The sequence below is a fragment of the Rathayibacter sp. VKM Ac-2760 genome (genome assembly GCF_009834185.1).
GTDB lineage: Bacteria > Actinomycetota > Actinomycetes > Actinomycetales > Microbacteriaceae > Rathayibacter.
On sequence record NZ_CP047173.1, the window covers coordinates 2,071,407 to 2,087,934 of the forward strand.

A 16,528-nucleotide genomic window follows, 5' to 3' on the forward strand; every position below is an offset into this window, starting at 1 on the left:
AGAACACGACGCTCTATGGACAAGCTGTGAGCGCACCACTAGGTGCCTTCGGATCGAGGACGTGCTCCTGAGCGGGCTCGGAGGGCGGGCCGCTCCGCCTCCGTCAGGTCGTGCGCTGCTCGAAGCGGACGAAGTCGACCACGACGTACGGGTCCTGCTCCACCCCGTTCTCGTCCCGGGGCCAGGTCGACTCGTCGACGTCTCCGGAGAGGTAGGAGCCGATTGTGAGCACGAGCGTGACGAAGAACGGCTGATCGAAGGGCCACCCGCCGGACGCCCGTGGGTCGGAGGCCTCGGCGACGTGGTAGACGGTTCCGTCGATCGCCCAGCTGATCCGACCCGGCTCCCACTCGAGGACGTGCTCCGCCCACCGGTTCACCAGCGACGGCACCGCACCGGTGGTCGAGATCGGCGAACCGCCCGAGTAGCCGGGGCCGTGGACGGACGCGAACGGCGATCCCGGCCGGCCCAGCGCGATCTCGGTCGCGTCGATCTCCCCGCACGCGGGCCAGCCGACCGAGTCGATGTCGACGCCGTAGAGGCAGACGCCGAAGCCGAGGCCCTGGCCCGGGCCGAGCAGCTGCCGGGTGGTGAGCCGGCCGTAGGGCCCGACATCGCGCTTGCCCTTCGAGGAGATGCTGCCCGCGGCGTAGAGGTAGCCGTCGCGCTCCTGCCGGCGCGTATGCAGGACGAGGTTGCCGTCCTCGATCGCGACCATCGCCGGATCGTTGTACTGCTTCTCGTTCAGGTCGCGATTGCCGCCGTAGTCGGCCGCGGTCCACACCGACGCGTCGAGGACGCCGCTGGAGAAGTCCTCCTCCCACACCACCGTCCACTCCGACGACGCGGTGGGTGCGGCCGACGCGGTGGGTGCGGCCTCGGTGCTCGGAGAGGGCGGTGCGGAAGTCCCGTCCGCCCGGGGCGTGCAGCCCGCCGTCGCGGCGGCCACACCGAGGGCGCCGCCGACGACGAGCATCGTCCGACGGGAGACCGCGCTGCTGCCGAGACCGGATCGTGTCGTCACGGGTCCCAGTGGACCACACTGGTGGCGTGGATCCGAAGACGACGACGCGACGACGACGAACCGCTCGCCGCGCCGTCGAGGCAGGCGCGGTCGACGCGACGGCGGATGCGGTGAGCGAGAGCGCCGCTGCGCGGCCGTCCGCTCCGCGCATGGAGGACGTCGCCCGGCGAGCCGGAGTGGCGCTCGGAACGGTCTCGAACGTCCTGAACCGTCCCGGCGTCGTCTCCGCGGCGACGCGATCCCGAGTGCAGCAGGCGATCGAGGACCTCGGCTTCTCGCCCAACCGCGCTGCGCGCGCCCTCGCCGCCGGCACGAGCAGCACCCTCGGCTTCGTCGTGATCGACCTCAGCAACTCCTTCTTCCTCGACATGACCCGCGGCGCGGAGCGCGCGGCCGAGACCGCGGGGATGACCGTCGTCCTCGGCAACACGGACATGCGCTCCCCCAAGCAGCGCACCTACCTCGACCTCTTCACGGAGGAGCAGGTCGCCGGAATCCTTCTCGCGCCGCTTCCCGGCACAGCGGAGGAGGCACGGGCGAAGCTCCCGCGCGGGCGGCGACTCGTCTTCCTCAACGACGCCGCCGTCGAGGGCGCCTGCACGGTGAGCGCGGACGACGAGCACGGCGGCTACCTCGCCGCTCGGCACCTGATCGAGCTCGGCCGTCGCCGCCTCGCCTTCGCGGGCGACCCCGCCTTCGCCGTGCCCGTGCGCGACCGACTCCGAGGAGTGCAGCGCGCGATCGCGGAGACGAACGGCTCGGTCTCGCTCGAGCTCGACCTGACCGCGGAGGTGCAGATCGAGGACGGCCGGCGCTTCGGGCACCTCCTCGCCTCGCGTGCGCCGGCAGAGCGCCCCGACGGTGTCATCGCCGCCGCCGACCTGCTCGCTCTCGGCGTGCTGCAGTCTCTCCTCGCGCAGCCGGACCTGCGGGTCCCCGAGGACATCGCGATCACCGGCTACGACGACAACAGGTCTGCATGGGACAGCGTCGTGCCCATCACGACACTCGCTCAGCCTGGTGAGGCCATGGGCGAGGCGGCGGCCCGCCTGCTCCTCGACGAAATCTCGAAACCCGACCACGAGCATCACCACGAGGTGCTGCAGCCCCAGCTGGTCGTCCGAGGCAGCACCCTCGTCCGCTGACGACTCGATACCGGTGCGGGATGCTCCCATCGAGCTCGAGGCCGAGCGTCAGTCGACACCTTCTCGATCGCCTCCGGAGATGCCACCCGACAGCGACGCGGGAGTGACTCTCGGCTGTCAGCCGAGCCTGTTCTCGCTCCCGCGGATCACCGCGACTCCTCGTGGCGGAATGCTCCGCTGCCCGAAGAGGTCCGGTTCGCCGCCGGGCAGCGGAACCGTCCGCTCAGTGCGATTGACGAGGAAGTCGAACACGGTGCCGTCGATCGTCCGCCGCGAGGGGAAGACAGCGCCGACCACCTCCGCTGAGAGCTCGGAGACGACCCCGGCGGCGTCGAGCAGCTCGGTGACGACGGCGAGGAGGTCGGACTCTCGGAGGCGCGTGGAGACGTAGGAGGCGCTGCCCGCTTCCGCCGCGCGGCGCGTCACCGCCGGTTCGCCGGCGTGCCGTCCCGTCGCGTAGCGGCGGAGCACGCTCGTCTCAGGGCTCCGGAGCTGGATCCCCTCGGCCCACAGGGACCCGCGCAGGTCACCCTCCAGCAGGACGTCCTCGCCCTCGAGGAGCGGGTGGAACTCCTCCACCCGGATCCCGAGGAGGTCGCGCAGCGCACCCGGGTAGCCGCCGGCGACGACGTGGTCGTTCTCGTCGGCGATCCCCGAGAAGTACGTGGTGATCAGGTTCCCGCCGCCCTCGACGTAGGCGGTCAGCTCGCGACCCGTCCGCCCGGAGACGAGGTAGAGCATCGGAGCGACGACGACGTCGTAGGGGGTGAGGTCGGTGCCCGGGGTGATCACGTCCGCGCGGATGCCGGCGTCGGCGAGCGCGCGCCACCAGTCCAGCGCCTCACGTCGGTAGCGCAGCAGCGTGCTCGGGTGCGACTCCAACTCGCTCGCCCACCAGGAGTCCCAGTCGAACAGGACGGCAACCGGGGCCGCCTCGCGCCGGCTCCCCGCCACGTCGTCCAGCAGGCGCAGCCGCTCCCCCAGCTGCACGACGTCGCGGAACAGCTCGCTGTCCTCTCCGGCGTGGGGCAGCATCGCGGAGTGGAACTTCTCCGCGCCGGCGACGGACTGCCGCCACTGGAAGTAGCAGACGGCGTCGGCACCGTAGGCGACGTGGGTGAGGGCGTCGCGCGCCATCTCCCCTGGCTGCTTCGGCTGGTTGACCGGCTGCCAGTTCACCGCGCTGGTCGAATGCTCCATCAGGAACCACGGCGAACCCTGCGCGACGCCCGAGGTCAGCGCCGCCGAGAAGGCCAGCTCGTCGAAGGACTGCTCCCCGGCGAAGCGGTAGTGGTCGTTGGAGACGAAGTCGACCTCCCGCGCCCAGTCGTCGTAGGCGGCGTGGTTCTTCCCCTCCATGATCATGAAGTTGGTCGTGACCGGGATGTCGGGGGTGATCCGCCGCAGCACCTCGCGCTCGGCGACGAGGTACTCCTTCAGGGCATCGGAGGAGAAGCGCAGGAAGTCCAGGCGCTGGGTCGGGTTCGGCAGGGCCGCCACCAGACGAGGGGTGAGCACCTCCTCGAACGAGCTGTAGCGCTGCGACCAGAACGCCGTCCCCCACGCCGCGTTGAGCCCGTCGATGTCGGTGTAGCGGTGCTCAAGCCAGGTGCGGAACGCCCGCGTGGCGTCCTCGGAGTGGTCCCAGGCGTTGTGGCAGCCGAGCTCGTTGCTGACGTGCCAGGCGATGATCGCGGGGTGGTCCCGGTAGCGCTCGGCGATGCGCTCGACGAGCTCGAGGGCGTGTGCCCGGAAGACCGCGGAGGTGGGACGCCAGTGCTGCCGGCCCCCGGGCGAGAGGATCCTGCCGTCGGCGGTGACTGGGAGGATCTCCGGGTGGGCCAGCGTGAGCCAGGGCGGCGGGGAGGCGGTCGCCGTCGCCAGGTCGACGCCGATGCCGCCGGCGTGCAGCAGGTCGAGCACTTCGTCGAGCCAGGCGAAATCCCACTGGTCGGCGGTGGGCTGGATCCTCGCCCAGGAAAAGATGGCGACGGAGACGACGTCGACCCCGGCCTCCTGCATCAGCCGGACGTCCTCGGCCCAGACCTCGCGCGGCCACTGGTCCGGGTTGTAGTCGGCGCCTAAGGATATGCGCGGGGCGCGCTCCTCGCCGGTGCGGAGCCATCGGTGGTCCATTGAAGCCTCTCGTCGGTGTCCGCGCGCCGTGGAGACGGCGACCGCGGGTCGTGTGGGGTCGAATCGGGTCGGTTCGAGCGCGGGTCGAGCGCGATCAGGCGGAGCGCTGGGAGAGCGGGGAGATCACGAGCTCGTCGATCCGCACGTGGCGCGGTGCGTCGATGACGAACATCGCCGAGCGGGCGACGTCGGCGGGTGCGAGCATCACCGCGCGGGCCGCCGCGCCGGGGACCTCGGGTCGCTGGCGCAGGAAGTCGCTGTCGATGTCCCCGGGGCAGAGCAGGGTCGCGCGGACGCCAGCGTCGGCCTCCTGGTCGTTGAGGGTGCGGACCACCGGGGCGAGTGCCGTCTTGCCGGCGCTGTAGGCGACGCCTGCACCGGGCGAGGGCCGCCAGCCCGCGATCGAGGAGATCACGACGATCACGCCGGATGCGGCGCGCAGTCCCGGCAGAGCGGCGTCGGCACTGCGGACGACGCCGAGGAGGTTGGTCTGCACGACGGCCGCGAACTCCGCCATCGACTGGTCCGCCCACGCCCGCTGCGGGGTGTTGGCACCGGCGGAGAGGATCACGGCGTCCAGGCGGTCGGTGCCGGCCGCGGCGGCGATCGCCTCGACGCGCTCGCGGGCGTCGTCCGCGGTGACGTCGAACGGTAGCTCGAGGGCGGTGCCGCCGGCGGCGCGGACGAGCCCGGCCGTCTCGGCGAGCTCGGGCGCCCTGCGCCCCGAGAGGGCGACGGTCCACCCCCGCTCCCCCAGGGCCGTCGCGCAGGCGCGCCCCACTCCGCTTCCGGCTCCTGTCACCCAGGCGACTCGCAACTCCGCGTTCATGGGATCTATAATAAGCAGACTTTTCGGGAACGGCGGGGGCAAGACATGCTGGTGGATCTCACGGATCGAATCGTTCTGGTGACGGGTGGTGGCCGGGGTATCGGGCGGGCGCTCTCCGAGCGCTTCGCCCGCGAGGGTGCGAAGGTCGCGGCGTTCGACGTCGCTTTTCCGGAGGGCACGCCCAACGGCGTCCTGCAGATCGAGGGCGATGTGACCGAGCCCGACTCTGTCGCGGACGGGGTCTCTCGCGTCGCGGCGCACTTCGGCGGCATCGACGTCCTGGTCAACAACGCGGGGATCAACGTGGAGGGCCGGGTGGAGGATCTCGATCCGGCCGCCTGGCGCCGCTGCTTCGACGTCAACGTCGCCGGCGTGTTCCTGATGTCGCAGGCGGTGCTGCCGCACGTGAAGGCCTCCGATCACGGCCGCATCCTCAACGCGGCCTCGTTCGCGGCGATCGTGCCGTCGGTGGGGGCCGCCGCCTACGGGGCATCGAAGGCGGCCGTCGTGCAGTTCACCCGGGTGCTCGCCGGCGAGCTGGGACCCTGGGGCGTGACCGTCAACGCCTACGCTCCAGGCATGGTCCCGAGCGCGATGAACGGCTTCGAGACGATGCCGCAGGCGACGCAGGACCGCCTGCTCGACACGCTGACCCTCCGCCGCTGGGGCACCGCGGACAGCATCGCCGACCTGCTCGTCTTCCTCGCGAGCGACGCCGCCGACTACATCACGGGAACCCTCGTCGACGTGAGCGGCGGCAAGCTCGCCACGCAGCTCCCGCAGCGCGCCTACGAGGGAGCGGTCCCACCCGCCTCATGACCCGTCAACGCACCCTCGTCGACACCGTCGGCACCGCCGTCGTCCGCGGCGACCTGCCGGCGGGGACGGTGCTCGGCATCGAGGCGCTCGCCCGCGAGCACGGCGTCTCGCGCTCCGTCATCCGGGAGGCCCTGCGCATCCTGGAGACTCTCGGCATGATCGTCGCCCGCCAGCGGGTGGGGATCACCGTCCTCGGCCGCGAGCACTGGCAGCTCCTGGACCCGCGGGTCATCGCCTGGCGCTCGCACGCGGACGACGCGCAGACGCAGCTCCGCGAGCTGATGCAGCTGCGGACGATCCTCGAGCCGGCCGCGGCGGAGCTCGCCACGGCCCAGGGCACGGACGAACAGCTGTCCGCGATCGTCCGGGCGGCCGAGGAGATGACCGCGACCTACCGTGACCGGCGGGTCGCCGCGTTCGCGCGGGCCGACCTCGACTTCCACTCGGCGATCGTCGCCGCGGCGTCCAGCTCCGTCCTCGCGCAGCTCTCCGACACCGTCCTCGCCGCCCTGCGGCTGCGCTACTCCGGGAGCGTGCCGGTCTTCGGCGCGGAGGGCGAGCGGGCCCTGGCCCTCCACGTCCGGCTCGCCGACGCCCTCGCCGCCCGCGACGCCGCGGCGGCGGTCGACCTCACCCGTGCGCTCGTCGACCAGACCCGCGGCCGCCTCGAGGAGCCTGTGGAGCACCCGGACGATGCGGTCGCGGCGACGTCGGGAAGCGGCTCATGAGTCCCGCCGTCCCCGGCGGCACGACGATCCGCGACGAGGGAGCGCTGCAGGCGGCGGCGTGAGGCTTCGTCACCACGACCCTCCGGCGAGCTGATCGGCGTCCACCCTCGACGCCCCGCGGGTCTCCGGCGTGACTTTCGGCGGGTGCGATCTGGACACGCTGTTCATCACGACGCGCCGAGAGGACCACTCCCCCGCCGATGCCGAGAGCGCGGCGCGGGGAGGTCCCGCGCCGCGCTCTCGTGTCGCTCAGCGCATCCGTGTCACTTGTTGACGGAGAAGCCCTGCTGGTCGCCGTACTCGACGAGCTGGTCCTGCCAGTTCATCAGTCCGCTGCCGATGTCCTGGTTGTTGACGAAGGACTGACCGACGGTGTCGGAGTAGACGCTGTTGGCGTAGACCTGGAAGGGCAGGTACTGCCAGCCGGTGCTGACGTTCCGCGAGGCGTCGACGAGGACCTCGTTGATCGGCTGGCCGCCGAAGTACTCGGGGGTCTGCGCGAGGAACTCGTCGGACTCGAGGTCGGCGACGGTCGCGGGGAAGCCGCCGGACTGGAGGAAGATCTCGACGCTCTCGTCGTCCGAGTTCAGCCAGCGGACGAAGGCGGCGGCCAGGGCCTTGTTCTCGCTCTGCTCGAGCACGACCTGCCCGCCGCCGCCGTTCTCCGAGTTGCTGCCGGTGTCGCCGTCGTAGGTGGGCAGTGGCGCGGCACGCCAGTTCCCCGCGGCCTCGGGCACGGAGGACTGCAGCACGCCGGGCATCCACGCGCCGCTGAGGAGGGTGGCGATGGTGCCGTCGCCGAGGGCGCGGTACCACTCGTCGCTCCAGCTGGGGATGTCCGGCAGGAGCTCGCCCTCGGTGAGGCGCGACCAATTCGCAGCGAAGGCCTGCGAGCCCTCGTCCTCGAGGTCGAGGGTGATCGTGGTGCCGTCGTCTCCCACCTGGAACGGGCGGCCGCCGGCCTGCCAGATCATGCTTGTCGCGAAGCCGGGGTCGCTGGTGTCGCCGGCGATGTAGGCGTCGGGGTTCGCCGTGTGCAGCTTCTGTGCGGCGGCGTAGTACTCGTCCCAGGTGGTGGGGACCTCGATGCCGTACTGGTCGAAGACGGCCTGGTTGTAGAACATGGCCATGGGGCCGGAGTCCTGCGGCAGGCCGTACAGGCCGCCGCCGATGCTTACCGAGCTCCAGGGGCCGGCGCTGTACAGGTCCTCGAGCTCGGCGAGACCGTACGGGGTCAGGTCCGCGAACGAGTCGGCCAGTGCGAATTGCGGGATGGCGAAGTACTCCACTTGGGCGACGTCGGGGGCACCTGAGCCGGCGGTGATGGCGTTCTGCAGCTGCGTGTACTGAGTCGTGCCGGTGCCGACGTTGACGACGTTCACGTCGACGTTCGGGTAGGCCTCCTCGAACGCGGCCACCTGCGCCTCGGCGGACGGAGTCCACGACCAGTAGGTCAGGCTGCCGCCCGCTTCGAGGGCCGCGTCCAGATCGGCCGCGTCGGCGTCCGAGCTCGTCGCGCCGCCGGCGGCGGAGCAGCCGGAGAGCACCAGTCCGAGAGTGAGAGCGGCGCCCGCCAGGGCGCCGAAGCGGCCGAGACGCCGCCCGCTGGTGGAGTGAGTCATGGGAGTTCCTTTCGAGTGACTTCGTTGTACGGGAAGGGAGGGGAGGAAGGAGGTGCGGAGATTCACTGCTTGACGCTTCCGGCGGTCAGACCCGACTGCCAGTAGCGCTGCAGGAACAGGAACGCGATGACGATCGGGACGATCGTGAGAAGCGAGCCGGTGATCACGAGGTTGTAGATCGGCTGGGCTCCGACGCCGGTCGCCTGGGCGCTCCACTGGCTGAGGCCGACCGTGAGCGGATACCAGGTCGGCTCGCTGAGCATGATGAGCGGCAGGAAGTAGTTGTTCCAAGTGGCGACGACGGTGAGGAGGACGACCGTGACGATGCCCGGGGAGAGCAGTCGCAGCGAGATGGTGAAGAAGGTGCGGAACTCGCTCGACCCGTCCATGCGTGCCGCCTCGAGCAGCTCGGTCGGCACGGCCTCAGTGGCGAAGCTCCAGATGAGGTAGAGCGCGAAGGGGCTCACGAGCGAGGGCAGGATCACCGCCCAGGGCGTGTTGGTCAGTCCCACCTGGCTGAACATCAGGAAGGTCGGCACGGCCAGCGCAGTGCCGGGCACCGCCACCGCCCCGAGGATCAGGGCGAAGACGCCCCGCTTCCCGGGGAAGTCGAACTTGGCGAGTCCGTAGCCGGCGACCGTCGCGAGGAGTGTCGCTCCGCCCGCTCCGACGACGACGTAGAGCAGGGTGTTGGCGAACCACTGCAGGAACACGCCGTCGCGGTAGGTGAGCGTCTCGTAGATGTTCTGGAAGAGCGCGAACTCGCCGCCGAAGCCGAGGCCGAAGGTGGAGAGCAGATCGCTCTGGCTCTTGGTCGCGTTGATGACGAGCCAGACCAGCGGGACCACCGAGTACACGACGAAGACGACCATCATGACGGCGAGCAGGATCGAGCGGCGCGGGCGTCGAGCGCGGGGGCTGGTGCGTGCGTAGGAGACGGTCATCTCAGCGCACCTCGGAGCGCTGGCCGCGCAGCTGCACGATGTAGGCGATGACGGCGGTCAAGAGGCCCATGACGATCGCCACCGTGGCCGAGTAGTTGTACTGCTGGCCGGCGAAGGAGAGGTTGTAGGCGTACATGTTCGGGGTGAAGTAGGTGGAGATCACGTTGGGGGCCAGTACTTTCAGGAGGTTCGGTTCGTTGAAGAGCTGGAAGCTGCCGATGATCGAGAAGATGGTGGCGATCACGACCGCGCTGCGGATGGCCGGCAGCTTGATGCTCCACACCACTCGGAGGCCGCCCGCTCCATCGAGGTCCGCCGCCTCGTAGATGTCGGCGGGGATGACCTTCAGCGCCGCGTAGAAGATGAGCATGTTGTAGCCCAGGAACTCCCAGGTGACGATGTTGCCGATCGAGCCCAGCACCCACTCGGAGCTGAACGGCCGCAGGATCTCCGCGCCGAGCAGATCGTTGACGCTGCCCGTGAGGCCGAACTGGTTGCCGTAGAGGAACCCCCAGATCAGCGCTGCCACGACACCGGGAACCGCGTAGGGCAGGAACAGCAGGATCCGGAACGCGCCTCGGCCGACCAGGTGGGCGCTGTCGATGGCGAGAGCGGCGACGAGGGAGAGCACCAGCATCACCGGGACCTGCACGATGAGGAACAGCGTGACGCGGCCCAGTGACTCCCAGAAGCGCGGGTCCTGCAGGAGGAGTGCGTAGTTCTCGAACCCGACGAACGCGTTGCCGCCGACCAGCTGCTGGCGGAACAGGCTGAGGTAGATCGCGTAGAGCACCGGCGCGACCAAGACCGCCAGGAACACGAGCATGAACGGGCCGATGAACCCCCAGCCCCGCCAGTCGCGGCGGGCGCGGCGGGCGCTCACCGGTCGGGCAGTCGTCAGAGACACCATCGTCGCTCCTCAGTCGTTAAGATTATTGGTCACGTGACCATCTGAGTTCGGACTCTAGCATGGACCCATGAGCAACGAAAAGGACTCACTCGCGACGCCGCCTCGGGAGGCCCTGGCGAGCGCGGACGACGGCGATGTCTGAGGCGCACCGGCCCGGCGCGACGAGGCACAAGGGACCGTCTCAGAGCGATGTCGCCGAGCGGGCGGGGGTGTCGAAGCAGACGGTCTCGCGCGTCGCGAACGGGGCGCCGGAGGTCGACCCGTTCACCCGGGAGAAGGTCCTCTTGAGCATGACCGAGCTCGGCTATCGGCCCAATCGCGCGGCCCGGGCGCTCCGATCGGGCCGGTACCGGAACATTGGCGTGGTGCTCTCGACCCTCTCCTCGTTCGGCAACCGCCGGACCCTCGAGGCGATCTCCGCCGAGGCCAACCGGGCCGGGTACTCCGTCACGCTCATCACCGTGGACGTCTCCAGCCGCGACGCGACGAGCAGTGCCTTCTCGGTGCTCGCCGACCAGGCCCTGGACGGCATCATCATCGTGCTCGAGCAGTTCCACTACCGCGACAACCCGGATGTGCACTTCCCGCCCGGCGTCCCCATCGTCTCCTTGGACGCCAGCCGCGAGACCAGCCATCCCGTGGTCGACTCCGACCAGAAGCACGGCGCGCGGCTCGCCACTCAGCACCTGCTCGACCTCGGTCACGCCACGGTCTGGCACGTCAGTGGACCGAGCGACAGCTTCGCCGCCCTCCGTCGCGAGGCTGCATGGCGGGAGGCGCTGCGCGAGCGCGGCATCGAGCCACCCGCTCCTCTCACCGGCGACTGGTCCACTGGATCGGGGTACCACGCCGGAGTCGTGCTGAGAGAGCGGGAGGACGTCACTGCGGTGTTCGCTGCCAACGACCAGATGGCTCTGGGAGTGCTCCTCGCCTACCACGAGGCGGGGATCGCCGTGCCCGGCCAGGTCAGCGTGGTGGGCTTCGACGACATCGAGGAGGCCGAGGCCTTCTGGCCGCCGCTGACGACCGTCCGCCAGAACCTCCTCGAGGTCGGCCGCGTGAGCGTTCAGAACCTCGTCGAGATCATCGAGGGCCGCGAAGCGCTTGACGCTCGAACGACGATCACCACCGAGTTGATCGAACGGCGAAGCACTGCACGTCCGGCGATAGGACGCTCCTGAGATCGAAGCAGGCCGATCGATCGTCGTGATTCGGTGCGTCCACTGCTGCACGACGGGAGCGCAGCACTGTCGGCACGTCCGCCGAATCGCACCGACCTTGTGGACCTTCGGGCACGTGCACCCCGAGACGGCGCCTGGTTGATCGGCCGCTCTCGGCACGACGGGTGCATCGCCCAGAGCACACGTCCGCCGCTCCACTCCTCCTCGAGAGCCGACCTCAGGCCCCTGCTTCAGCGCTCAGGAATCGCCCTCGCCGGCTTCTCGATCCCGTCGCCGGCTCGGAATCGAGGGCTTTCGGTGTCGAACGGCACGTCCTCCCTCGAAGCTTCGACGGCTGCCATCGACGAGGGGATGTCGAACGGCAGTCGCCCGCTCAGGGGTGCTCGGGCGCAGAAGGCATCGAGGACGACAGCATCACTCGCGCCGAATTCGCCGACGACAGTCGCGCCGAGGTCGATGATCGGGCCGAGGATCGCAGGCCGCTCGAGGAAGACCGCGACGAACAGCGGTGCGAGCTCGGCGTACTCCTGCAGCCGCTTGAGGGTCGCGGCGGGGAACTCGAGGGTTCCGCCGTGGAAGTACTCTGCGACGAGCGATCCACGGCCCGGTTCGAACGGGGCGTCGAGGCGGACGACGATAGCGTCGGCCGCGATCATGTCCGTAGTCGTGGGACGGCCGCACGGGTCGTCGATGCCGTCGAGGAACAGCGTCGCGTGCTCGGGAAGAAGACCGGCCCTCTCGGAGAGCAGAACGAGCGAGCCGCGTTGCGCGGCCACGCCGCGATCGAAGAACACCGACGCACCGCACGTCTGCCGAGCTTGCTCCACGTCGACCGCTCGCTGCTCGAAGATACCCAGACGGAACTTCTCGCGGAGGATACGCCGTACGGACTCGTCGATCCGCGCCTGGGTCACGACGCCGGCGTCGACCAGTTCCTCGATGATCGCGGTGTTGCGGTCTCCGCCGAACTGGTCAACCCCGACCTCGATGGCGATCTGTGCGCGTTCGGCCGGTGTTCGATCCTCCAGGCCCCAGCCGTTGGGTCCGAAGAGGTAGTCGCCGACCATCTCGCTCTCGAGCAGGTTCCAGTCGGTGACGACGATGCCGTCGAAACGGAGTCGACCGCGCAGGATGTCGCGCACGACGGGAGCGTTGAAGGCGAAGCCGACCTCGTCCCAATCGCTGGAGACGGGCTTGCCGTAATAGGTCATCACCTGAGTGGCGCCTGCGCTGAAGGCGCGTTCGAACGGCCGAATGTGCAGTTCCTGCTGTCCGCCGGGGTAGATCTGCTCCGGATAACGCTTGTCATGCGCATCGTCCCCGCGCAGTTGGGGTCCGCCCCCGGGGAAGTGCTTGACGACGGCAGCGACCGACCTCTCACTCAGCTCAGGGCCGCCGCGCAGCGCTTCGATGAAGGCGACGGTGAGTTCGGAGACACGCTCGGGGTCCTCTCCGAAGGTCCCGGCCCCGCGAGACCAGCGAGGTTCGCTGAAGATGTCCGCCATCGGTCCGAGGTAGACCCTGATGCCCATGGCCAGGAATTCGGCCCGGATCGTTTCTCCGTACTGCCGCACCGCATCCGTGCCCGCGATCGCCGCGATTCCGGTCGTCTCCGGCCAGCGCGAGAGGCTGGTGAGGGACTGGCCGGTGAACGGGTTGCTCCGGAACCCGTGGCGGGGGTCCGACGAGAGCGTCACCGGGATCCCCAAGCGTGTACTTGCGGCAAGGTTCTGCAGGGTGTTGTGCCAAGCCGCCACTGTCGCGCTGTCGTCGCCGCCGAAGACGTTGAAATGGCTGATTCCGCGACCGACGACGTCTCGGACCGCTGCATCGTTCGCCTCCTTCGCGCTGACCTGCTCACCGGGCGGCTCGGTCGAGGGGTGGAACATCAGTCCGGCCTTTTCGGCGACCGTCATGCGAGGGAGCAGATCCTCGATGCGACGCTCGATCGACTGGTGAGGGTCGAGGTAAAGAGACATGGAAGCCTTTCGAAGTCAGTGGAACGCCGCGGAGAGTCCGCGCTGCGGCTGCGGCTGGAGCGGTGGGTCAGCGGGTGGAGCGGATGCGGAGCAACGGGAGAGTGCCGAGCAGAGCGAACAGGCCTCCGACGAGGACGAGGGCGACGTAGTTCGAGGAACCCCCGCCGATGCCGAGCACCAGGGGTGCGATGAAGGGGATCACGGAGAACGGCAGAGTGATCGCGATGTTGATCACGCCGAGATTGCGCGCTGCGTCGGTGGTCTCTCGCATGGTGGCGATCCCGAACGCGATGTAAGTGCCGAGCAGTACGCCCGAGCCGATCCCCGAGACGAGGGCGGCGCCGATGAGGAATTGCACTCCAGTCGACGCGGTGGCGATCACGACCATTCCGGCCGCGCTGATGATTGCACCGACAGCGAGGACGGGCTTGCGGCGACCGAGGCGGTCACCGACGAATCCGGCGACCGGTCCGGCGAGGAAGGCGAGCACGCCCGGGATGACGTAGGAGAGGGTGATGACGGTGCTGAGCTCTCCCTCGGGTACGGCGACCATGTCCTGAAGCAGATAGACGGTGTAGGTCGAGACGACGCCCCAGGCGCCGAACATGAAGAAGAGGGACAGCAGCAGCCACGAGAACTCCCGCTCGCGTCGAGGATCGATGACGAACGAGCCGAGGAACTCCCTCACGCCGAAGTGAGGGAGCGGCTCGGCAGCCGGAACGTCGTCGCGGAACACGGCGATCAGCGCTCCGGCGAGGACGAGGGCGACAGCGACGGGCAGGCCGATCTGAGCGAGAATGCTGGTCGGAAACGCCTGAATGACGAAGATCCCAATGACCAGTGAAGCCGCAGAAGCGGCGCCGGATAGCGAGCCGATCACGCCCTGCTGCGATTCAGGCACGCGGTCTGCGACGATCGCGAGCATCGCGGCGACTGCAGCGTTCACGAATGCCTGCATCAAGACCCAGCCGACGAGCAGCAGCGCAAAGCTGTCCGAGAAACCGATCACAGCAGCTCCCGCCGCTGTGCCGAGCATGCCGATCACGATCCACGGCCGTCGGCGGCCGAAACGACTTCGCGTTCGATCGGACAGACGGCCGAAGAACGGGTTCGCGAGCAACGCCGTCAGAGTGCCGACGCCGGCGGCGATCGAGTAGCTCGTGGTCTTGCCCGCGGGATCGATCTCGGAGATCCGCAGCGCGAGCGTGACCGAGGCGGGGAGGTTGATCGCCATCCAGATTCCGAACATCGCCAGCGCGTAGAGGGCGATGAAGACGGGCCCGACGGGCGAGACAGCAGTGCGATCAGCAGTGCCGGATTGCATGGTCATGGGTGTTCCTCACCTTTGAGAAGTGTCTTGATGGTCACCGGTAACGATTCCGGTAACGTTTCCGGTACGCTAGCACCCATCGAGGAGTTGTCCACTCTTCGGGCCGAAGGAGACCGAGATGATGCGACGAGTGACCTTGGCTGAGGTCGCACGGGCAGCGGGCGTCGGAGCCGCGACCGTCTCTCGAGCTCTCGCCGGTCAATCCGACGTCAGCGAGTCCACTCGCGCGCGGGTGCGGGCGGTGGCCGAGGAGCTCGGCTATCGACCCTCTGTCGCCGCCCGGGCTCTGCGGCGAGGTGGTCACCGCGCCTTCAGTGTCATCGTGCCGAACAATCAGTGGGGATGGTGGGAACCGGTGGTGAGAGCGTGCATCACCGCGGCCGGCGAGGCGGGGTACCAGGTGCTCATCCACCCTGTTACCGATGCTCCTGGCGGTCTCGCCTCTGTCATCGACACTCTCGTCGACGTACCCACCGAGGGGGTCATCGTCATCAGCGTCCCGGATCAGCGGCCGGTCCGAGACGCCTGCGATCGCATCGGCATCCCCGCCGTCGCACTCGACGACACGAGCACGACCATCCATCTCCCGAGCATCTCTGCTTCGAACTCGGCGGGGGCTCAGCAGGTGACGCAGCATCTCCTCGACCTCGGACGAAGAAGGATCGCCTTCCTCGCGCCGCGCCCGCCGGGTGGCTCGACCACCGACCTGCTCTTCCTGCGCGATCGCATCGTCGGCTATCGGAACGGACTCGAGTCAGCCGGTGTCCCCGTCGATCCTGACCTGATCATCGAGGCCGATCTCCAAGAGTCCGACGATAGATGCCCGGAACTCTCGGCCTTGCTTGAGCGCGATCCGTCGATAGATGCACTCTTCTGCGCCTACGACCAGTTGGCTCCCGCTGCCATGCGCGTGATCGGACGACACGGGCTGCGGATCCCGGACGACATCGCCGTCGCGGGATTCGACGACGAGCGGGCCGCAGTACTCGTCACGCCTCAGCTCACTACCGCGCGCCAGCCCTACCAAGAGATGGGACGCCGCGCAGCCGAACTGCTGCTCGACGGTCTGGCAGGCGAGCACGCAGCGATCGCGCGCCATGAGTTCGCCACGACCCTCGTCGTTCGAGGGTCGACGGTCACTCCGCCGAATCCGATTCAGGTCTGACGAGGACCGTCGGTCACAGAGTGAGGTGATGATCATCCCGCGGCCGACGTTCGACTGCTTCGTTGAGGAGCTCAGCGCCAGTGGAATCCGTCACGTTCTCGCCCTGCGAACGGATGGGATCAGTCCGAGTGCAACGACCGACGACGAGCTCGGCGACTACCTCGCGGTCCAGCACCTGGCGGACTTGGGCCACCGTCGGATCGAAATCATCCGCGGTCCGGAGTACGCCCCGAGTGCAGTGCATCTCCTCGACGGAGCACGTCGTGCCCTCGGCGAAGGGGGCGACGAGTTCTCGCCTGAACTCGTCGCCGGCGGGAGCTTCTCCGTCGAAGCGGGCGAGAAGAGCGCCGAGGCTCTTCTCGAACTTCGACGTCCACCGACCGCAACCTTCGCCGTCACCGATCACGCAGCCATCGGCGCGATGACCGCTGCCGCGAGGCAGGGGCTGCGTGCCTGTCGACGTCTCGGTCGTGGAGTACAACGACATTCCGGTCGTCCGCCATCTACCGACCACCCTCAGCAGCGTTCATGTCCCGCTGGACCTCATCGCGCAGAGGAGCGTCGGCATGCTCCTCGATGACCGCACGGAGGGCCAGGTCTTCCCACTCCATGATCCCTCGCGATTCCAGTGGGGCCTCGCCCTCGAGCTGATCATTATGCGGCGCGGAGGCAGCTCGCCGTGACCGTATCGTCTTCGTCGGCGCAGTGACTTTGCC

Annotated in this window: 15 protein-coding genes; 6 read left to right on the plus strand and 9 right to left on the minus strand. The window is 69.0% G+C overall.

Annotated features, from left to right (window positions below):
* Positions 1-103: 103 nt before the first annotated feature.
* The gene (locus GSU72_RS09415; RefSeq protein ID WP_159984777.1) at positions 104-1,024 is read right to left on the minus strand and encodes a glycoside hydrolase family 16 protein; all 921 of its coding nucleotides are present in this window, start codon (positions 1,022-1,024) and stop codon (positions 104-106) included.
* Positions 1,025-1,050: 26 nt separating this feature from the next.
* Here GSU72_RS09415 and GSU72_RS09420 point away from each other — a divergent pair, with 26 nt between their 5' ends.
* Positions 1,051-2,169, plus strand: coding sequence for a LacI family DNA-binding transcriptional regulator (locus GSU72_RS09420; RefSeq protein WP_159984778.1), 1,119 nt, complete (start codon positions 1,051-1,053; stop codon positions 2,167-2,169).
* 117 nt (positions 2,170-2,286) lie between these two features.
* On the opposite strand, the gene GSU72_RS09425 is transcribed toward GSU72_RS09420, so the two are convergent.
* Positions 2,287-4,305: a beta-galactosidase gene (locus GSU72_RS09425; protein ID WP_159984779.1), complete on the minus strand. Its 2,019-nt coding sequence runs from the start codon at positions 4,303-4,305 to the stop codon at positions 2,287-2,289.
* 94 nt (positions 4,306-4,399) lie between these two features.
* The gene (locus GSU72_RS09430) at positions 4,400-5,134 is read right to left on the minus strand and encodes an SDR family NAD(P)-dependent oxidoreductase (RefSeq protein ID WP_159984780.1); all 735 of its coding nucleotides are present in this window, start codon (positions 5,132-5,134) and stop codon (positions 4,400-4,402) included.
* A 78-nt stretch (positions 5,135-5,212) separates the two neighbouring features.
* Here GSU72_RS09430 and GSU72_RS09435 point away from each other — a divergent pair, with 78 nt between their 5' ends.
* Together GSU72_RS09435 and GSU72_RS09440 are read left to right on the plus strand one after the other, a co-directional pair.
* On the plus strand, positions 5,213-5,953 hold the full coding sequence (locus GSU72_RS09435; protein ID WP_348272842.1) for an SDR family NAD(P)-dependent oxidoreductase: 741 nt from the start codon (positions 5,213-5,215) through the stop codon (positions 5,951-5,953).
* Positions 5,950-6,681, plus strand: coding sequence for an FCD domain-containing protein (locus tag GSU72_RS09440; RefSeq protein WP_159984782.1), 732 nt, complete (start codon positions 5,950-5,952; stop codon positions 6,679-6,681). The genes GSU72_RS09435 and GSU72_RS09440 overlap by 4 nt, the downstream gene beginning before the upstream one ends.
* Before the next feature lie 263 nt (positions 6,682-6,944).
* On the opposite strand, the gene GSU72_RS09445 is transcribed toward GSU72_RS09440, so the two are convergent.
* The 3 genes from GSU72_RS09445 to GSU72_RS09455 form a co-directional block, all read right to left on the minus strand.
* On the minus strand, positions 6,945-8,303 hold the full coding sequence (locus tag GSU72_RS09445) for an extracellular solute-binding protein (protein WP_159984783.1): 1,359 nt from the start codon (positions 8,301-8,303) through the stop codon (positions 6,945-6,947).
* Between the two features lie 62 nt (positions 8,304-8,365).
* Positions 8,366-9,247, minus strand: a complete 882-nt coding sequence (locus tag GSU72_RS09450; RefSeq protein WP_159984784.1) for a carbohydrate ABC transporter permease — start codon at positions 9,245-9,247, stop codon at positions 8,366-8,368.
* Between the two features lies 1 nt (position 9,248).
* Entirely contained in the window at positions 9,249-10,157 is a 909-nt protein-coding gene (locus GSU72_RS09455) for a sugar ABC transporter permease (protein WP_159984785.1), read from the minus strand.
* Positions 10,158-10,291: 134 nt separating this feature from the next.
* Here GSU72_RS09455 and GSU72_RS09460 point away from each other — a divergent pair, with 134 nt between their 5' ends.
* Positions 10,292-11,338, plus strand: a complete 1,047-nt coding sequence (locus GSU72_RS09460; RefSeq protein WP_159984786.1) for a LacI family DNA-binding transcriptional regulator — start codon at positions 10,292-10,294, stop codon at positions 11,336-11,338.
* Positions 11,339-11,568: 230 nt separating this feature from the next.
* On the opposite strand, the gene GSU72_RS09465 is transcribed toward GSU72_RS09460, so the two are convergent.
* Entirely contained in the window at positions 11,569-13,317 is a 1,749-nt protein-coding gene (locus tag GSU72_RS09465) for a glycoside hydrolase family 3 N-terminal domain-containing protein (protein WP_159984787.1), read from the minus strand.
* 67 nt (positions 13,318-13,384) lie between these two features.
* Positions 13,385-14,647 carry an MFS transporter gene (locus tag GSU72_RS09470; RefSeq protein WP_159984788.1) on the minus strand — a complete coding sequence of 421 codons (1,263 nt, stop codon included), beginning with the start codon at positions 14,645-14,647 and terminating at the stop codon, positions 13,385-13,387.
* A 118-nt stretch (positions 14,648-14,765) separates the two neighbouring features.
* Here GSU72_RS09470 and GSU72_RS09475 point away from each other — a divergent pair, with 118 nt between their 5' ends.
* Complete coding sequence (locus tag GSU72_RS09475) at positions 14,766-15,812, plus strand: LacI family DNA-binding transcriptional regulator (protein WP_159984789.1); 1,047 nt, start codon at positions 14,766-14,768, stop codon at positions 15,810-15,812.
* A 13-nt stretch (positions 15,813-15,825) separates the two neighbouring features.
* On the opposite strand, the gene GSU72_RS21560 is transcribed toward GSU72_RS09475, so the two are convergent.
* Entirely contained in the window at positions 15,826-16,218 is a 393-nt protein-coding gene (locus GSU72_RS21560) for a hypothetical protein (RefSeq protein WP_244256062.1), read from the minus strand.
* Between the two features lie 43 nt (positions 16,219-16,261).
* Here GSU72_RS21560 and GSU72_RS21565 point away from each other — a divergent pair, with 43 nt between their 5' ends.
* Positions 16,262-16,495, plus strand: a complete 234-nt coding sequence (locus GSU72_RS21565) for a hypothetical protein (protein ID WP_244256063.1) — start codon at positions 16,262-16,264, stop codon at positions 16,493-16,495.
* The last annotated feature ends 33 nt before the right edge of the window (positions 16,496-16,528 follow it).